Origin of the sequence: Pseudoduganella sp. RAF19 (assembly GCF_052114165.1) — a bacterium.
GTDB lineage: Bacteria > Pseudomonadota > Gammaproteobacteria > Burkholderiales > Burkholderiaceae_D > Rugamonas.
This window is the reverse complement of sequence record NZ_JBFREF010000001.1, coordinates 256880-272726: the sequence shown is the minus strand read 5'-3', so window position 1 is coordinate 272726 and position 15847 is coordinate 256880. Positions and strand designations below refer to the sequence as shown.

Annotated in this window: 14 protein-coding genes; 13 read left to right on the top strand and 1 reads right to left on the bottom strand. The window is 61.5% G+C overall.

Translation table 11 applies throughout. The features are described from left to right. Window positions 1-16: 16 nt before the first annotated feature. From cpaB to AB4Z19_RS01255, 12 genes are read left to right on the top strand one after another with little or no spacing between them, the layout of a single operon-like run. Window positions 17-856 (top strand): Flp pilus assembly protein CpaB, encoded by an 840-nt coding sequence (cpaB, locus tag AB4Z19_RS01310; protein ID WP_442024961.1) that lies wholly within the window; start codon window positions 17-19, stop codon window positions 854-856. A 16-nt stretch (window positions 857-872) separates the two neighbouring features. Beyond that, the gene (locus AB4Z19_RS01305) at window positions 873-2441 is read left to right on the top strand and encodes a type II and III secretion system protein family protein (protein WP_442033991.1); all 1569 of its coding nucleotides are present in this window, start codon (window positions 873-875) and stop codon (window positions 2439-2441) included. A gap of 9 nt (window positions 2442-2450) precedes the next feature. After that, complete coding sequence (locus AB4Z19_RS01300; protein WP_442024965.1) at window positions 2451-2726, top strand: hypothetical protein; 276 nt, start codon at window positions 2451-2453, stop codon at window positions 2724-2726. Between the two features lie 25 nt (window positions 2727-2751). Further along, window positions 2752-4398 carry a pilus assembly protein TadG-related protein gene (locus tag AB4Z19_RS01295; protein WP_442033990.1) on the top strand — a complete coding sequence of 549 codons (1647 nt, stop codon included), beginning with the start codon at window positions 2752-2754 and terminating at the stop codon, window positions 4396-4398. Between the two features lie 5 nt (window positions 4399-4403). Beyond that, window positions 4404-4868, top strand: coding sequence for a TadE/TadG family type IV pilus assembly protein (locus tag AB4Z19_RS01290; protein WP_442028762.1), 465 nt, complete (start codon window positions 4404-4406; stop codon window positions 4866-4868). Between the two features lie 9 nt (window positions 4869-4877). Beyond that, window positions 4878-5417 (top strand): TadE/TadG family type IV pilus assembly protein, encoded by a 540-nt coding sequence (locus AB4Z19_RS01285; protein WP_442028761.1) that lies wholly within the window; start codon window positions 4878-4880, stop codon window positions 5415-5417. 22 nt (window positions 5418-5439) lie between these two features. Further along, window positions 5440-6597 carry an AAA family ATPase gene (locus tag AB4Z19_RS01280; protein ID WP_442028760.1) on the top strand — a complete coding sequence of 386 codons (1158 nt, stop codon included), beginning with the start codon at window positions 5440-5442 and terminating at the stop codon, window positions 6595-6597. 27 nt (window positions 6598-6624) lie between these two features. Continuing rightward, window positions 6625-7989 carry a CpaF family protein gene (locus tag AB4Z19_RS01275; RefSeq protein WP_442033988.1) on the top strand — a complete coding sequence of 455 codons (1365 nt, stop codon included), beginning with the start codon at window positions 6625-6627 and terminating at the stop codon, window positions 7987-7989. Window positions 7990-7992: 3 nt separating this feature from the next. Further along, window positions 7993-8970 (top strand): type II secretion system F family protein, encoded by a 978-nt coding sequence (locus AB4Z19_RS01270; protein ID WP_442029283.1) that lies wholly within the window; start codon window positions 7993-7995, stop codon window positions 8968-8970. A gap of 14 nt (window positions 8971-8984) precedes the next feature. Beyond that, complete coding sequence (locus tag AB4Z19_RS01265; protein ID WP_442029282.1) at window positions 8985-9941, top strand: type II secretion system F family protein; 957 nt, start codon at window positions 8985-8987, stop codon at window positions 9939-9941. A 20-nt stretch (window positions 9942-9961) separates the two neighbouring features. Further along, window positions 9962-11152: a LytR C-terminal domain-containing protein gene (locus AB4Z19_RS01260; protein WP_442033986.1), complete on the top strand. Its 1191-nt coding sequence runs from the start codon at window positions 9962-9964 to the stop codon at window positions 11150-11152. Window positions 11153-11169: 17 nt separating this feature from the next. Beyond that, on the top strand, window positions 11170-13185 hold the full coding sequence (locus AB4Z19_RS01255; RefSeq protein WP_442033984.1) for a hypothetical protein: 2016 nt from the start codon (window positions 11170-11172) through the stop codon (window positions 13183-13185). On the opposite strand, the gene AB4Z19_RS01250 is transcribed toward AB4Z19_RS01255, so the two are convergent. Continuing rightward, a complete protein-coding gene (locus AB4Z19_RS01250) occupies window positions 13182-14651 on the bottom strand; it encodes an aminotransferase-like domain-containing protein (RefSeq protein ID WP_442033982.1) in 1470 nt (489 codons plus the stop codon). The two genes, AB4Z19_RS01255 and AB4Z19_RS01250, sit on opposite strands and share 4 nt — an antisense overlap. A 104-nt stretch (window positions 14652-14755) precedes the next feature. On the opposite strand from AB4Z19_RS01250, the gene AB4Z19_RS01245 reads away from it, so the two are divergent. Next, the gene (locus AB4Z19_RS01245; RefSeq protein WP_442026123.1) at window positions 14756-15733 is read left to right on the top strand and encodes a threonine dehydratase; all 978 of its coding nucleotides are present in this window, start codon (window positions 14756-14758) and stop codon (window positions 15731-15733) included. Window positions 15734-15847: the final 114 nt, after the last annotated feature.

The following is a 15847-nucleotide window of genomic DNA, read 5'->3' as shown; positions in this document are numbered from 1 at the left end:
ATTCAAGGGGACTGACATGAGAAATACACGTGCACTCATCATGATGGTGGTAGCTGTTGGCATGGCACTGGTGGCCGTGGTGATGGCTGCGCGCTGGATCAACGCCCAGGCATCCACCAGCACCGCCAAGGTCGCTGTGGCGCAAGTCGATATCAGCCTCGGCGCCCGTATCACACCGGAGATGATCTCCATGGTCGACTGGCCCAGCAGCGTTCAGCCACCCGGCGCCATCCCGGACGCCAAGATGCTGGACGCCCGCGTAGCCCGCAGCAGCATCATGCGCGGCGAGCCTATCCTCGAATCCAAGCTGGCGCCACCGGGCACCCAGGGCGGCTTGTCCGCCGTGGTCGCGGAAGGCAAGCGCGCTATGACGGTACGGGTGAACGACGTGATCGGCGTGGCGGGATTCGCACTGCCGGGCAATTACGTGGACATCCTCGTCAACACGCAGGAAGAAGGCCAGCGCAATGGCAACAAGGACCCCAGCATCTCGAAAATCGTGCTGGAACGGATCCTGGTGCTGGCCGTGGCGCAGGAAGCGAACCGTGACGAAACCAAGCCGAAAGTGGTGAATGCCGTGACGCTGGAGCTAAGCCCTGAAGAAGTCGAAAAGCTTGATCTGGCGCGCAGCGTTGGCAGCCTGTCGCTGGTACTGCGCAACCAAGTCGATCCGAAACCGGCAGAAACCCGCGGTGCGACCAAAACCACCTTGCTGGCGCTGCAGCAGCAGCCGGCACCCAAGGCTGAACCGGCACCACGTCCCGCACCGGTGCACCGTGCCGCCCCGGCACCTGCTGCACCGGGCGTGAAAGTGGAAGTGATCAAAGGCCTGGAACGTAGCAGCCAGCAATTCTGATCTGACAGGAGCTACCATGAAAAGAATAACTACCTCAGCAAACAAGGCCGCTTTGGGCAAGCTGTGCATGGCTGCCGCCATGTCTCTCGCCTTGCCGGTGCTGGCGGAACCCGCCGCTACAGAGGCTGCTGCCAAAGACAGCAAGGTTTCCAAGGCATCCAAAGCCAAGAACGGCCCTGAATCGATGGCCACCGAGCCTCTCGGAAATGGCCGTACCGAGTTCGCACCGGCCATGCAGCTGGCCGAGGGCAAATCGAATATCGTGCGCCTGCCCTATCCCGCAACGCGCGTGGCGGTTGGCGACAATCACGTAGCAGACGTGATCCTGCTAAACCCACGCGAGCTGTATATCCTGGGCCGCGCGGTCGGAACTACCAACCTGATCCTGTGGCAGAAAAGTGGTGATACCGTGATTGCCGACCTGACCGTCAGCCTTGACACAGTCGCCCTGCAGGATGGCATCGACAAACTGACCGGTGCCAAAGGCATAGTGCGGGTTTCCTCCGCCGCGGATTCGTTGATCCTTACCGGCACCGTTCCTGACGTCGTGATGGCGGACCGCGTGATCTCGATGACCAACGCTTATCTGAGCCGCAACCGCGCACTCGCCACCCAGGCCGGCGCGCAGCAACAGCAGCAACCGCAGAATTCGTCGAGCAGCGAATTGATCGTTTCGACGAAGATCATTAATATGATGACCGTCGCTGCTCCGCAGCAGGTCATGCTGGAAGTGAAAGTGGCCGAAGTGTCGAAGAGCCTGGTCGACCAGTTGGGCACCAGCCTGGGTGTAAGCCATGCGATCGGCAACTGGACCTACACCTTGCTGTCCAATCTGCTGACTGGGAATCCCGGTGTAGCCGATGCCTTCAATCGCCGCAACGGCAACTTCCTCACCATCGACGCCCAGAAGCGGGACGGTCTGGTGAAGATGCTGGCAGAGCCAAACCTGATGGCCATCAGCGGCCAGGAAGCCAGCTTCCTGGCTGGCGGCAAGATCTTCATTCCGGTGGCGCAGACCGCTGCCAACGGTGCCTCCACCATCACCCTGGAGGAAAAGGAATTTGGTGTGGCTGTGCGCTTCACGCCCACCGTGCTGGAAGGCGGCCGCATTAACTTGAAGGTGGCACCGGAAGTCTCAGAACTGAACAAGGATGGCATTGGCGTCACTGCCACCGGCATCAATGGCACGGCCATCCTGCCTTCCTTCACCACACGCCGTGCAGCCACCGTCGTGCAGCTGTATGACGGCCAGAGCTTCGCCATCGGCGGCCTGATCAAGAACAACACGACCACCAATGTCAAAACGCTGCCCTTCCTCGGGGAGGTACCCGTACTGGGTGCCCTGTTCCGCAGCAATGACTTCCAGACGGACCGCTCGGAACTGGTCTTCGTCATCACGCCGCGTCTGGTCAAGCCGCTGCCGCCGGGATACGAAGACAAGCTTCCGACTGCTGGCTATGTTGATCCAAGCCGCGCGGAGCGACTGCTAATGGGGAAAATGGAAGGCGACCCGTCACCTGCCAACACCCCTGCCCAGCAAACCGACCGTACCGGCAAGCCAGCCGGCGGCTTTGACTTGAATTAGGAGGCAGCCATGAAAAACCAGCTCCTGCGCCACGCCTGCCTGCTCGCCACCGCCACCGCGCTGATGGCCTGCAGCAGCTCTACACCTTACTACGACGCACATTTTGGCGAGTCAGTCGCAGACATGCAGAAAATGCAGATTCTGAATCCTGGCGCCGAGCGCAATGCGACAGTACCAGTCGGCATCGACGGCAAGGCCGCCTATTCCGGTTACGAACAGTACCAGAAATCGTTCAAGGCACCGGAGCCGAAGACCAATGTCTTTACTATCGGCGTTGGCCGATAAGCCCTGGACTTATCGGGAGACCGTCATGCGATCGCTCAGGTATCCACACAATAAACGCCAGCGCGGCGCCATCGCCGCCATGACGGCTTTTCTGCTGTTATTCGTGCTGTGCGCAGTAGGTGGTTTATCGTTGGACCTGGGCCGTCTGTACATTGTAAAGAGCGAATTGCAAAACATCGCCGACGCGGCAGCGCTGGCGGCCGCAAAGGACCTGGACAATTCAGCCGCGGGGGTGCAAGCAGCCTACAACTCTGGCGTCGCGCTCGCAGCCAAGAACAAGTACAACTTCAACACGACGCTCACGCTGACACAGGCCAATTTCCGCTTTGCGGATACGCCTGACGGTCCGTGGTATTCATATGCGGATACCTACAGCAATCCCTCGGGCCGCACCTTTGTCGAAGTCGATACGCGCGTCGGTGGCAACGGTGGAACAAACCAGAGTATCGGCACCTACCTGATGCGTGTGGCCAGCATCAACAGCATGTCCACCCTCGGCTATGCCGTGGCCGGGCGCTACGTCGACTCGGTAACGCCGATCGGTATCTGCGCTATTGACCCGAACCACCGCAACGCCAACTATGACTACGGAACCTTTACTGAGCTGGTTGAGTACGGCTTCCGCCGCGGCATGGCATATAACGTCTTTGCGCTTGGCTCTCTTGGTTCTTCTTCCTCGGATCCCTATCTGATCAACCCGGTAAACGCCCCTCCCAACGCTTGCGACTCAAATAATTCCTCGGCAAGCAAAACGGCTCCTTTTATGTGCTCCGGCAACAGCGCTGTGCTGCCACTAGGTTCGGGAACGGTCTACGCCAATACCGGCGTCAGCGCGACCCTCGACACGGCATTGAACTCGCGCTTCAACTACTTCCCGAATAGTTCGCAATGCGATCCGACAACGGCACCGCCGGATGTCAATATTCGCGAATATCCTTGCCACGGCAACAGTGGCCCCTGTGTGAAGAACGCTTCCAATACGATATCCGTTACGCCATCGATGGACTGGATGGACAGCACCGCAGGAAGCTATACCTACCCGAACCAGCAGGACGTCACCGTCACGACGAGCCAGCCCTACACCCCGAAATATGCGCTGCCCTATGAAGCCAGCGCCATCAATTCCAGCAAGGTCTGGCCGAGCACGGTCAGCGCCAGTTCGCGCGTGACTACGCAAGACACCTATCCCGAACACGGCACGCTCTGGGCCTACACACCACCAGTGCAGTCCGATGGGACCACTTTGATCACCCCGGCCCAAGCCAACGGCACAATCGGAACCAATACACCAGGCACGGACAAGCTGATGTACGGCCCCAAGGGCGGTGCCACTGACTATATCGACGCGAGCAAATACCCAACCACAGCCGGCAACGCCTTCCCGGCCGGGACACCAGCCGCGCCATACAACCAGTCCAGCAACTCGAACTATTACCTGGGACCGACGGGCCGCACCGGTCAAATCGACCGCCGCGTGTTGAACCTTGTGTTGATTAATTGTTCCGCGACGCCGGTTGGCAGTGGTGCATGCGCCAAGATGCCGGCCGTCGGAATTGGCAAATTCTTCATGCTGACGCAGGCCGACTTTTCCGGCTCGCCTAAAAAACTGTTTGTGGAATTCACTGGCCTTGTCGAGCCGGTGCCCACCGCCGAAGTCAAGCTCTATAAGTGAATGCCATGAATAGCCGCCATCATCGCCATACTTCCGGATCCATCGCTGTGGAATTCGCGTTGATCCTGCCGATCATGATCACGTTGCTGGCCGGCGTTTTCGGCCTGGGACGAGCCTTGGCCCAGTACGAAACTCTGACCAAGGCGACCCGTGACGGCGCTCGCCTGTTCAGCATGGCCGCCAAAGCCACGATCAACTCGGCAGCCGTGCAGGCGGCCAAGGACCGCGTGGTGGCCGAGGCCCAGGCTGGCGGAATGCCAGGTTTCGGCAGCAGCAATGTCCTGGTGACCTGCCTGGACAAGACCACCTACGCCGACGGCACCTGCACCGACGGTACTGAGCCAGGCGGTGTGCGCGTCGAAACCACCGGTTGGAGCTATGTCTTCGGCAGCACGGTCCCTCTGCTTACGGGCTCGACAACACTGACGATGAAGGCTTCGACCACCATGCGCTATATGCAGCCCAATTAGGAGGCCGACATGAATGCCCGCCCGTCCCCCCGACACCTGCCGCGCCAGCGCGGCGGCGTAGCCGTCGAATTTGCGCTTCTGGCCTTGTTTGTGTTTTTCCCGCTCATGCTGGCCATCATCGAAGTCGGCCGCTATATGTACGTGTATAACACGATGCAGGAAGTGACCCGGCGCGCCGCGCGCGAAGCGGCCATCCGCTGGACCAGCACGGCGGACAACACGACGGCAAAAACCCTGGCCATGTTTAACAGGACCACTGTCGTTCCAGGCGCCAGCGAAATAACGCCCGGAACCATTAACATCACTTACCTGAACAAGGCCGGAACCGCCGTCATCAACCCGCCCACCGATCCCGCGGACAATATGTCAGCCTGCAATGATGCCCTCCGCACTGCAAGCTGCATCTATTCGGTCCAGGTCCAGATGACGAACGTGCAGTTCACGCCGTTCGTGGCCAACAGCTCCCTGTTCAACAGCAACAGCCTGAAGATCAACATGCCGGCTTCGACCGTGATCATGTATGCAGAAAGCATGGGCTTCACCAACTAGCGAGCGCGCACCGGAGAGCATCATGAAGATCACCGCCATCTCCAACAACGACAAGCATCTCTTCGAAATCGGGCGCCTGCTGCGCGAGCGCAGCGTCACCGATCACGTGGAGCTGGTTTCCGGAGCAATGGACAAGCTGAACACGTCCGAGCACGTGCCGGATCTGGTCCTGCTTGCACAGCCGGTCGTCAACGGCAAGGAATTCGAGCGCATCGAAAGCCTGAGCAGCCAGCATCCTGGCACCGCCATCATCGTCGCCTGCCAGCAGCAGACTCCGGAATTCCTGCTGCAAGCCATGCGCGCCGGCGTGCGCGAAGTGCTGCCGCTGCCGATGGACCAGCATGCACTGATCGAAGCGGTGCGCCGCATCGACGAAAAGCGTGCCGTCTCTTCCCGCGCTACCGGCAAGGTGTTGGCCTTCGTCTCGTGCAAAGGCGGCAGCGGCGCCACCTTCCTCGCTACCAATCTGGCCTACGCGCTGGCCGCTGCAGAAGGCAAGCGCGTGGCCCTGTTCGATCTGAACCTGCAGTTCGGCGATGCTTCCCTGTTCGTGTCCGACCTGCGTCCGGCCGCCAGCCTGGCCCAGGTAGCGCAGCAGATCCACCGCCTCGACCCGTCCTTCCTGGCTTCCAGCATGGTTCAGGTCACCCCCAACTTCGGCGTGCTGGCCGCACCGGAAGACCCGACGCATGCCAACGACGTGCAGCCGGAGCATATCGATGCCCTGCTCAAACTGGCCCGCCAGCACTACGACTTCGTCATTCTCGACATCGGCCGCAACTTCGATGCCGTCAGCGTGCGCGCGCTGGACCATGCGGACATGCTGTTCCCGATCCTGCAGGCCACCCTGCCCTACATCCGCGATGGCAAGCGCCTGCTTTCGGTCTTCCGCTCGCTGGGCTACAGCAGCGACAGAATCAACCTGATCGTCAACCGCTTTTCCAACAGCGGCGACATCCGCCTGGCCGACTGCGAAAAAGCCTATGGCACGCGCATGTTCAAAACCGTTCCGAATCATTACGAAGCGGCTGCTGCCTCCGTCAATCAGGGCGTGCCGATCCTGAAACTGGCGCGCAACAGCCCTGTATCCAAAACATTGCAGGAAATGGCCCGCGAACTGGCCGGCGAGCCAGAGGGCGAACAGCGCGGCTGGCTGTCGCGCATCCTGCAGCGCAATTGAAGACACCGAAGTCCCCGGGAGAGAATCATGCAAATACCAGCTCATACCCTTCGCAACCGCCTTGGCGCCGGCGCCAGCGGCAATGTCGCCCCGCTGCGCACGGAAGGCATCGACAACCGCGCCTATCAGCAGCTCAAGCACCGCATCCACCAGACCCTGCTCGACCGCGTGGATCTGGAAGGCATGCAGCGCCTGACCCAGGACCAGATCAAGGACGAGCTGCGCATCCTGGTCGAGCGCCTGCTCGAAGAGAATATGGTGGTCATCAACGACAGCGAGCGCCGCAACCTCACCCGCGACATCCAGTACGAGGTGCTCGGCTTCGGCCCGTTGGAACCGCTGCTGGCCGACCCGAATATCTCGGACATCCTGGTCAATACCGCGCGCCAGGTCTTCGTGGAACGCCGCGGCTGCCTCGAACTGACGCCGGTGACCTTCAACGACGACGCCCACCTGATGAAGATCATCGACAAGATCGTCTCGCGCGTGGGCCGCCGCATCGACGAATCCAGCCCGATGGTGGACGCCCGCCTGCCGGATGGTTCGCGCGTCAATGCCATCATTCCGCCGCTGGCCATCGACGGCCCGATCCTGTCGATTCGCCGCTTCTCGGCCGAGCCGCTGGGCATGAATGAGCTGATCAGCTTTGGCTCGATGACCGAAGCCATGGCCACCATCCTTCAGGCGCTGGGCAAATCCAAGGTGAACATCCTGATCTCGGGCGGTACCGGCTCCGGCAAGACCACCATGCTGAACGCCGTGTCCGGCCATATCAGCCACAGCGAACGTATCGTGACCATCGAAGACGCGGCCGAACTGCAGCTACAGCAGCCGCACGTAGTGCGCCTGGAAACGCGCCCGCCCAATATCGAAGGCAAGGGCGAGGTGACGCAGCGCGCCCTGGTGCGCAACGCCCTGCGTATGCGTCCCGACCGCATCATCCTGGGCGAGGTGCGCGGCGCCGAAGCGCTGGACATGCTGCAGGCGATGAACACCGGCCATGAAGGCTCGATGGCCACCATCCACGCCAACACCCCGCGCGATGCCCTGACCCGCCTGGAAAACATGATCAGCATGGGCGCCGCCGGCCTGCCGGTGAAAGCCATGCGCCAGCAGATCAGCTCCGCCATCGGCGTCGTGGTGCAGGTGGCGCGCCTGACAGACGGCAAGCGCAAGGTGATGTCGATCTCGGAGATCACCGGCATGGAAGGCGAAATGATCACCATGCAGGAGATCATCTGCTTCAAGCAGACCGGCCTGTCCAATGAAGGCGCAGTCCAAGGCTACTTCACCGCCAGCGGCGTACGCCCCCGCTTCGGTGAACGCCTGCGCAATTTCGGCGTCGTCCTGCCCGACGAGATCTTTACCCCAGCCCTGCCGACGAAAGGCTAAGCCATGGACTACCTCTACTACATCATGGGGACACTGATCTTCCTGGCCGTGGTGCTGGGGATCGAAGGTCTCTACCTCGCCTGGAATGCGCAGAAAGGCCCGGAAGCCGAACGCGTGGCACGCCGCCTGCGCCTGATGTCCGCCGGCGGCTACGCCGGCCAGCAAAACAGCTCGATGATCAAGCAACGGCTGCTGAGCGAGTCGCCTTACCTTCAACGTCTGCTGCTCAAGCTACCCCGCGTAAGCACTTTGGACCGCCTGCTCGAACAATCGGGTCTGTCCTGGAGCGTATCGGACTTTATCACGCTGTCCCTGTTAGCGGCTGCGCTGGCAGGCGGGTTCGCTCTTTGGCTCGGTCTCCATGGACTTCTGGTCTTTGCCGCAGCCGGACTTGCCATAGATCTACCCTTACTCTATGCGCGCCGCGCCAAGGCAAAGCGCTTGCACAAAATCGACTATCAACTGCCGGACGCGCTGGATCTCATTGGCCGGGCTCTACGCGCAGGCCACGCCTTCCCAACCGCCTTGAAAATGGTGGGCGACGAAATGCGTGATCCGATCGCCGAGGAATTTCGCATCGCCTTCGACGAAGTCAACTTCGGTATGTCCATGTCGGAGGCATTGATGAATCTTGCCACCCGCGTCCCCAGCACTGACGTGCGCTACTTCGTGATCGCAGTGATGATCCAACGCGAGACCGGCGGCAATCTCTCTGAGCTTCTCGGCAATATCAGCGCCATTATCCGCGAACGCATCAAACTGCTCGGCCAGGTGCGCGTGCTGTCGGCAGAAGGACGGATGTCAGCCTGGGTGCTAGGGCTGTTGCCCTTTGTGGCGGGCTTCGTTATCCAGCTGTCGAATCCCGAGTTCTTGCAAGTGCTGTACACCGACCCTGCAGGGCGCAAGATGATTATCGGCGCGCTGTCTCTGATGGTTTCGGGTGTATTCGTGATGCGCCGCATTATTAAAATTCGCGTGTAGTTACGGAGGCTGCCATGAGTATCATGCAGATCGCTTTCCTCGCAGTGGTCTTCACCGCCGTTTTCGGCATGGCCTATGCGATCATGAGCCGTTTCTCGGCCGACCCTGTGCAGGAACGCCTGCAGGCCGTAACGGACGCCGGCAGCCGGCGCGGGCATGACCGCAAGGAACGCGGGGCGGCCCGCATGGCGCGGCTGGCACGTATGACGGCGCCACTGGCCAAGTTGTCCGGCGAGTCCGACGAAAACTGGGAACACTCCGCGCTACGCACACGCTTCTTTAACGCCGGTCTGCGCCATCCCAGCGCGCCGGTTCTGTATTTCGCCGCCAAGACAGCCCTGGCGGCAGGGTTGCCGCTGCTGGTGATGATTTTTCACGCTGTCAGCAACAGCAAGATGTCCACGAACGGCACGCTGTTCTGGCTGTTGGTTTCTGCCGCTTTCGGCTACTACTTCCCAAACTTCCTGCTGGCGAATCTGATCCAGCGCCGGCAGCGCGAAATCTTTGAATCCTTCCCTGACGCGCTTGATCTGATGACCGTCTGTGTGGAAGCCGGCCTTGCGATGGACGCCGCCCTGCTGCGTGTGGCCGACGAGATCGGCCTGAAAAGCCCTGTGCTGAGCGACGAACTGCACCTCGTTACGCTGGAACTACGTGCTGGTCTGCCCAAGGAACGCGCACTGCGCAATCTCGCCTTACGCACCGGAGTTGAAGACGTGGATGCACTTGTCGCCATGCTGATTCAGGCCGAGCGCTTTGGCACCAGCATCGCCGATTCGCTTCGCGTGCAATCCGAACAGCTTCGTACCAGGCGCCGTCAGCGTGCGGAAGAAGCAGCCGCCAAGATCGCGCTGAAATTGCTGTTCCCGCTGATTTTCTTCATATTCCCCTCGCTGCTGGTCGTCCTGATGGGGCCAGCCTTCATCCAGATCTATCGCGTGCTGCTGCCCACCATGAGTGGCGTAAATTGAAAACAAGAAGGAGCAAAAAAATGAAGCTCAAGCCCATTGTCTTCGCCATTCTTACCGGTGGCCTTCTGCTACAGGGTTGCGGTGCTCCGCCATCCCGCCCGCTCGCCATGCAGCCGGTCATGCGCATTAATCAGGATAATCAGCTCGCATCATGGAATCGCCTCGGACGCTTTCATCAGGAACGCGGCCAACTGGCCCTGGCGCTCGGCGCTTATGCACAGTCACTGTCGCTGGACTCGAATCAGCTGGAAGCTCGCAATGCGGTCGCCGTCATCGAAGCGCAGCAAGGCCATCTTGAAGAAGCCCGCAAAGCGCTGGTCGCGCTGGTGAATGACTATCCGGGCGAAGCGCAGCCGCATACAAATCTCGGTTACATTCAATATCTGATGGGCGATAACGTGGCCGCCGTGCAGACGCTCCGCCGCGCAATGGCGCTGGGTGCAGGACCGAAGGCCTTCCAGAATCTGCAGTTGGCCGAAGCCGCCGCCCCTGTCACCAAGCCGTCGGAAGCTGAGCAACCCATGATCGCTGCCAACGCTCCTGCAGCCGCCCCCCTCGCCTCAGGCATTCCATCCGCTCCGGCAGCGCTTCAGCCCCAGGCACCGGTCGCGGAATCAACCGAACCGGCGCCGGAGCCTTATGTGCAGCGCGCGCCGAAGGCAACCATGTCCATCACCGACCCGACCCAGCTTGCCTCGCGCATGGAACTGGTGCAGCTCTCACCTAACGTCTTCGAGCTGAAGCAGCGCGTAGCTGTCGCAGCATCAGCGGCGGCTGGTTCCGCTACTGCGCCCGCCGCAGCGATACCACTTGCCAAGCAAGAACCGAAAGCAGCCCAGGCGGCGCTTGCCGCGATGCCCAAAGCGACCAAAGTGCAAATGGCGCGCCTTGAAATCTCTAATGGCAACGGCGTCACCGGCATGGCTAAACGCTTCCGCAGCATGCTGGGCCAAATCGGCATTCCCGTTGACCGTCTGAGCAACGACAAGCCATACCGCCAGGTCGCTACCACGATCCAGTACAGCCCAGGTTTCGAAAAGCAGGCCGAAAGCCTGCAGAAAGCGCTGCAGGGTAAAGCCCAACTGGCCAGCCGCCAGTTGCAGGCAAGCGATGTGCGTATTGTGCTGGGCAAGGATGCGCAGCAAAGCCTGACCGCAGCAACCGAAGCAGCGGGACTCACACTCGTGGTACTTAACAACGACAACAACTAAGCACAATGGGGTGGCAAATGTCGAACACATCGAGGCTCACTGGTCTAGCAACCTTCCTGATCGCTTTCCTGCTTGCAGCCTTCCTCTCAGCCTGCGGCGGCGGCGGACGGGATGACGGCTGCATCAACGTCGACCCCACACGAAGCTCAGCGCTGCCCGGCTGCGGTGGCGCCACAACAAGCCCTGGTTCAGGCACGTCGGCAAGCGCCATGACCATGTCGCTGCTGGACAGCTCCGGGGCAACAACCACGACGCTCATGCCGGGCAATGCCGCTACGGTGAAGGTCAATCTGAAGGACAGCAATAATGCAACCGTCGCCAACTTGGTGGTGACTTTCTCCAGCACGGATGGAACAGCCGTATTTTCGCCGTCATCACGCACCGCCATGACTGACAGCAGCGGTAACGCAACTATCACCTTGGCCGCCGGGACGCAAGCAGGGGCGTTCACGGTAAGCGCCAGCGCAACGGTCGGTGTAACATCGGTCAAGGCTTCCGCCAATTACACCGTCAGCTTCCCTGCCCTTAGCCTGAGCGCCATGCAGGTTGCACCGTCAACACTGTCTGCCGGCGGCAACGCCAGCCTGACGGTCAGCATCATGAATGGCGATGCGCCTTATACGACGCCAGTCACGGTGAACTTCACTTCCTCATGTGTCGCCGCTGGCAAGGCAATCATCGGCACGCCAGTCACCACACAGAACGGCACCGCAACGGCAAGCTATACGGACAAAGGCTGTGGCACGACCGACAGGGTAACTGCTACCGTGACGCTGCCCAATGCGACATTGACCCAGTCCGCCTCCATCAATGTGCTGCCAGCGACGATCGGCTCTATCAAGTATATTGGGGTCGATACCGCCAACATCGCCCTTAAGGGCACCGGTGGGCCGGGCCGCCCCGAATATGCGACGGTGAAGTTCCAGGTGTTCGACATGAACGGCAGTCCGGTCGCAGGTCGGCAGGTGAGCTTCGTTTTCGCGGACAGCAACTCATCCAGCACAACGGGCGACCTGAAGCTCAATCCCGCAACTGCAACCAGTGCTGCTGATGGCACGGTCACAACGGCGGTATCCGCCGGTACCATTCCAACCTCGGTCCGCGTCATCGCCACCGTTGCAGGTTCCAATCCTCCGCTGACGTCAGTGTCCAGCCAGCTGGTGGTGTCCAGCGGCGTGCCGGATCAGGCGCACTTCTCGCTATCCACATCCACTGGCAACTGCGAAGGCTGGAATATCGACAAATTGTGCAGCACCGTACAAGTGATCCTTGGCGACCACTTTGGCAATCCGGTGCCGGACGGCACGGCGGTTAACTTCTCCGCAGAAGGTGGCGTGATCGGAGCGTCCTGCCAGACGGTGAACGGCGTTTGCACTGTGCCACTGTATTCGGCGCAGCCGCGGCCAGAGTCACGCATCACTGTTCTGGCTTACGCACTGGGTGAAGAAACGTTCACGGATACGAACGGCAATAACGTCTACGATCCCGGCGAGCCCTTCGCCGACCTGCCGCGGAACATCTTCCGTGACGATAACGAGAGCGGCACCTGGACTGCGGGAGAACCATGCATCGGTACCAATCCGCCCCCAGGCTGCACGGCGCCGGGAGACGGCATCTACAACGGCGTACTGCGCATTCCGCAAGTACCAAGCGCTCAGACCCTGTACGTATCGAGTCAGTTGGTGCAGCAGTTCTCGACCAGTGCCGCGGCAATCACCATCGCACCGGGAACATTGAGCTGCGTTGGCGTTTCGTCGGTCACGGCACAAGTGACGGTGACGGACCTGCACGGTGTATGGATGCCGGCTGGCTCCACCATCAGCTTCAGCGCACTTTTCGGCACATCGACTGTCACAACGGTGCCGTCCAGTGCGACCGTGCCAAATGTGGTGCTGGGTATTGGTTCGCCGCTAGGTATTCCTACCTATGTGGTTACCATTCCTTGCCCAACAGCCGGTGGCTCCGGGCAGTTCAATGTCACCGTCCAGTCGCCCAGCGGCGTGCTGACGCCCGCCAGCCGGGTGATCAACTAAGCCCCCAGTTCGCGCTGCAGGAAGCGCCAGATTTCTGGCCCCTGCAGCGCAGCCACATTCAGGCGCATGAACGTGGACGGCAGCTGGCTTGGCGAGAACAGGCTACCGGGCGCCAGCAGCAGGCCTTCGGCCATTGCATGTTCGGTCAGCACATTGGTGTCGCGTCCTGCATCGGCCCAGACGAATATGCCGGCCGGCGGCGCCACCGGCACTTTCAATCCCACCTGCTCCATCTGGCGTACAGCACGGGCGCGGACCGCGTCCAGCCGGTTGCGCACGCGTTCGACGTGCTTGCGGTACAGTCCTTCCGACAGAATCTTGTACACCACCCGCTCGCCGATATCGCTGGTGGTCAGGGTTTGCAGCATCTTGCGGTCGGCCAGACGCTGCGCCAGCTCGGGCGAGGTGGCGATGTAGCCGACCCGCAGATTGGCTGCCATCGTCTTCGAGAAACCACCGAGATAGATCACCCGCTGCAACTGGTCCAGCGCGGCCAGACGCGTTGCGGGCTGCACTGCGCTGCCCGGATGCAGGTCGCAGTAGATATCGTCCTCCACGATGGTGATGCCGTGTTCTTCTGCAATGCGCAGAATCTGGAAGGCTTTGGCGGCGGACAGCGACGTCGAACTGGGGTTGTGCAGCACGGAGTTGATCACGTACAGGCGCGGCTTGTGGATCGCCGCCAGTTCCGCCAGCTGGGCGATATCGGGACCATCGGCCAGGCGCGGAATGCCGACCACTTTCGCACCCAGCGCGGCGAAGGAACCGAACATCAGAAACCATGCCGGATCGTCGACAAAGATCGTGTCGCCGGGCCGCGTGAATTCGCGCGCCACCATGTCCAGCGCCTGCGTCACGCCGGCGGTGGTCACCAGCTGTTCGGGCGTGGCGGCGATTTCCAGCTCGGCCAGTTTGTGCTGCAGCTGCTGGCGCAGCGGCAGGAAGCCTTGCGGCACGCCGTAATTGAGCAGCAGTCCCGCGTGCTGCCGGCTGATGGCGCGCAGCGCGTTGGCGATCACCGGGCCATCCAGCCAGTCCGCCGGCAGTACGCCTGTACCGGGAGTGTGCTGGTGCGCCATCGGGCGGAACATATTGCGGACCAGCCAGACCACGTCAAGCGTATGCCCGTCCGGGAACGGCGCCTGGCTGCGCTGCTCGGGCGCGTTCAATGCCGTTCGCTCGCGGATGTAGAAACCTGCGCCGCGCCGCGATTCGAGATAGCCGTGCGCCACCAGCTTGTCGTAGGCGGCGACCACGGTGAAGGCAGACACGCCATGCGTGGCGGCGAACTGGCGGATCGAGGGCATGCGCGCGCCGCTGCGCAGGACACGGTCGTCAATGCGTGCGGCGACCGAGCGCACGATCTGGTCGATCAGCGATTCGCCGGATTCGCGCGACAGCAACGCCATCGGCGCAGAGCCACGCGGCGCCCGGGCCGGGGCCGAAGAAATGAGTGTATCGGTCATTTTACCGTCACAGTGCGTAGGATTATCGTCGAAAGTGTACTGGTTCTGTACTGGTCATTTATCCTACGATACACCCATCGATCCACTTTTTCCAGCACACGATCATGAAGCTTCCAAGCGCCATTGAGATTGCCCATGCCGCCGACATCGTCTACTCGGTCATGCCGCCTACGCCACAGATCTCCTGGGCCTTGTTGAATGAGGCGCTGGGCACGCAAGCCTGGATCAAGCACGAAAACCATACGCCGACCGCGGCCTTCAAGGCGCGCGGAGGCCTGGTCTACATGCGCAAGCTGTTGCAGCGTTCACCGGACACGCCGGGCGTGATTACCGCTACGCGCGGCAACCATGGCGTGTCGACGGCGTTTGCGGCACAGCGCAATGGATTGAAGGCGACCATCGTTTTCCCGCACGGGAATGGCGCGGAGAAGACGGCCATGATGCGCTCACTTGGCGCAAATATCGTCGAACACGGCGATGATTTTCAGGCCAGCCGCGAGCATGCCGTGATGCTGGCGGAGCGTGATGGACTGCATATGGTGCCGCCATGCCACGAAGACCTCGTCGCTGGCGTCGCCACCTATTGGCTGGAGCTGCTGCGCGCACGGCCGGATATCGACACGGTGTTCGTGCCGATCGGACAGGGCTCCGGCTTTTGCGCGGCCATCGCAGCACGCGGGGCGCTGGGCTTGAACACGCGCGTGATTGGCGTGGTGTCGGCCGGTGCGCCGGGCTATCAGCTGTCGTTCCGCGCCGGCGAGCCGGTCAGCGCTGCGGTGGATACGGCGATCGCGGACGGCATGGCGTGCCGCACGCCTGATCCGGCGTCGCTGCCGTTCGTGCTGCAATATGCGGACGATGTGGTTGCGGTCAGCGACGACGAAATCGCACGCGCCATTCGTCTGTATTACTACGCGACGCACAATGTCGCGGAAGGCGCCGGCGCCGCGGCGCTGGCGGCGGCCATGCAGCTCAGGAACGACCCGCGCGTCAAGGGCAAGAAGCTCGGCCTGCCGCTGACCGGCGCCAACCTCGAAGCCGAACAATTGCGCCGCGTGCTGGGCGAGGAGCAGTTGCGATGAGCGCCCACAGTACAGACTACCCGACGGGCCAACGCGACTTGTCCATGTGCGCGGCCAGCGGCAGTGCGCCACACGAAGCGGCAGACAACCTGCACACCGGGCCGGGCAGCGTCG

Coding starts and splice junctions, on each gene's coding strand:
- cpaB (WP_442024961.1), top strand. CDS start 17: ATGAGAAATACACGTGCACTCATCATGATGGTGGTAGCTGTTGGCATG.
- AB4Z19_RS01305 (WP_442033991.1), top strand. CDS start 873: ATGAAAAGAATAACTACCTCAGCAAACAAGGCCGCTTTGGGCAAGCTG.
- AB4Z19_RS01300 (WP_442024965.1), top strand. CDS start 2,451: ATGAAAAACCAGCTCCTGCGCCACGCCTGCCTGCTCGCCACCGCCACC.
- AB4Z19_RS01295 (WP_442033990.1), top strand. CDS start 2,752: ATGCGATCGCTCAGGTATCCACACAATAAACGCCAGCGCGGCGCCATC.
- AB4Z19_RS01290 (WP_442028762.1), top strand. CDS start 4,404: ATGAATAGCCGCCATCATCGCCATACTTCCGGATCCATCGCTGTGGAA.
- AB4Z19_RS01285 (WP_442028761.1), top strand. CDS start 4,878: ATGAATGCCCGCCCGTCCCCCCGACACCTGCCGCGCCAGCGCGGCGGC.
- AB4Z19_RS01280 (WP_442028760.1), top strand. CDS start 5,440: ATGAAGATCACCGCCATCTCCAACAACGACAAGCATCTCTTCGAAATC.
- AB4Z19_RS01275 (WP_442033988.1), top strand. CDS start 6,625: ATGCAAATACCAGCTCATACCCTTCGCAACCGCCTTGGCGCCGGCGCC.
- AB4Z19_RS01270 (WP_442029283.1), top strand. CDS start 7,993: ATGGACTACCTCTACTACATCATGGGGACACTGATCTTCCTGGCCGTG.
- AB4Z19_RS01265 (WP_442029282.1), top strand. CDS start 8,985: ATGAGTATCATGCAGATCGCTTTCCTCGCAGTGGTCTTCACCGCCGTT.
- AB4Z19_RS01260 (WP_442033986.1), top strand. CDS start 9,962: ATGAAGCTCAAGCCCATTGTCTTCGCCATTCTTACCGGTGGCCTTCTG.
- AB4Z19_RS01255 (WP_442033984.1), top strand. CDS start 11,170: ATGTCGAACACATCGAGGCTCACTGGTCTAGCAACCTTCCTGATCGCT.
- AB4Z19_RS01250 (WP_442033982.1), bottom strand. CDS start 14,651: ATGACCGATACACTCATTTCTTCGGCCCCGGCCCGGGCGCCGCGTGGC.
- AB4Z19_RS01245 (WP_442026123.1), top strand. CDS start 14,756: ATGAAGCTTCCAAGCGCCATTGAGATTGCCCATGCCGCCGACATCGTC.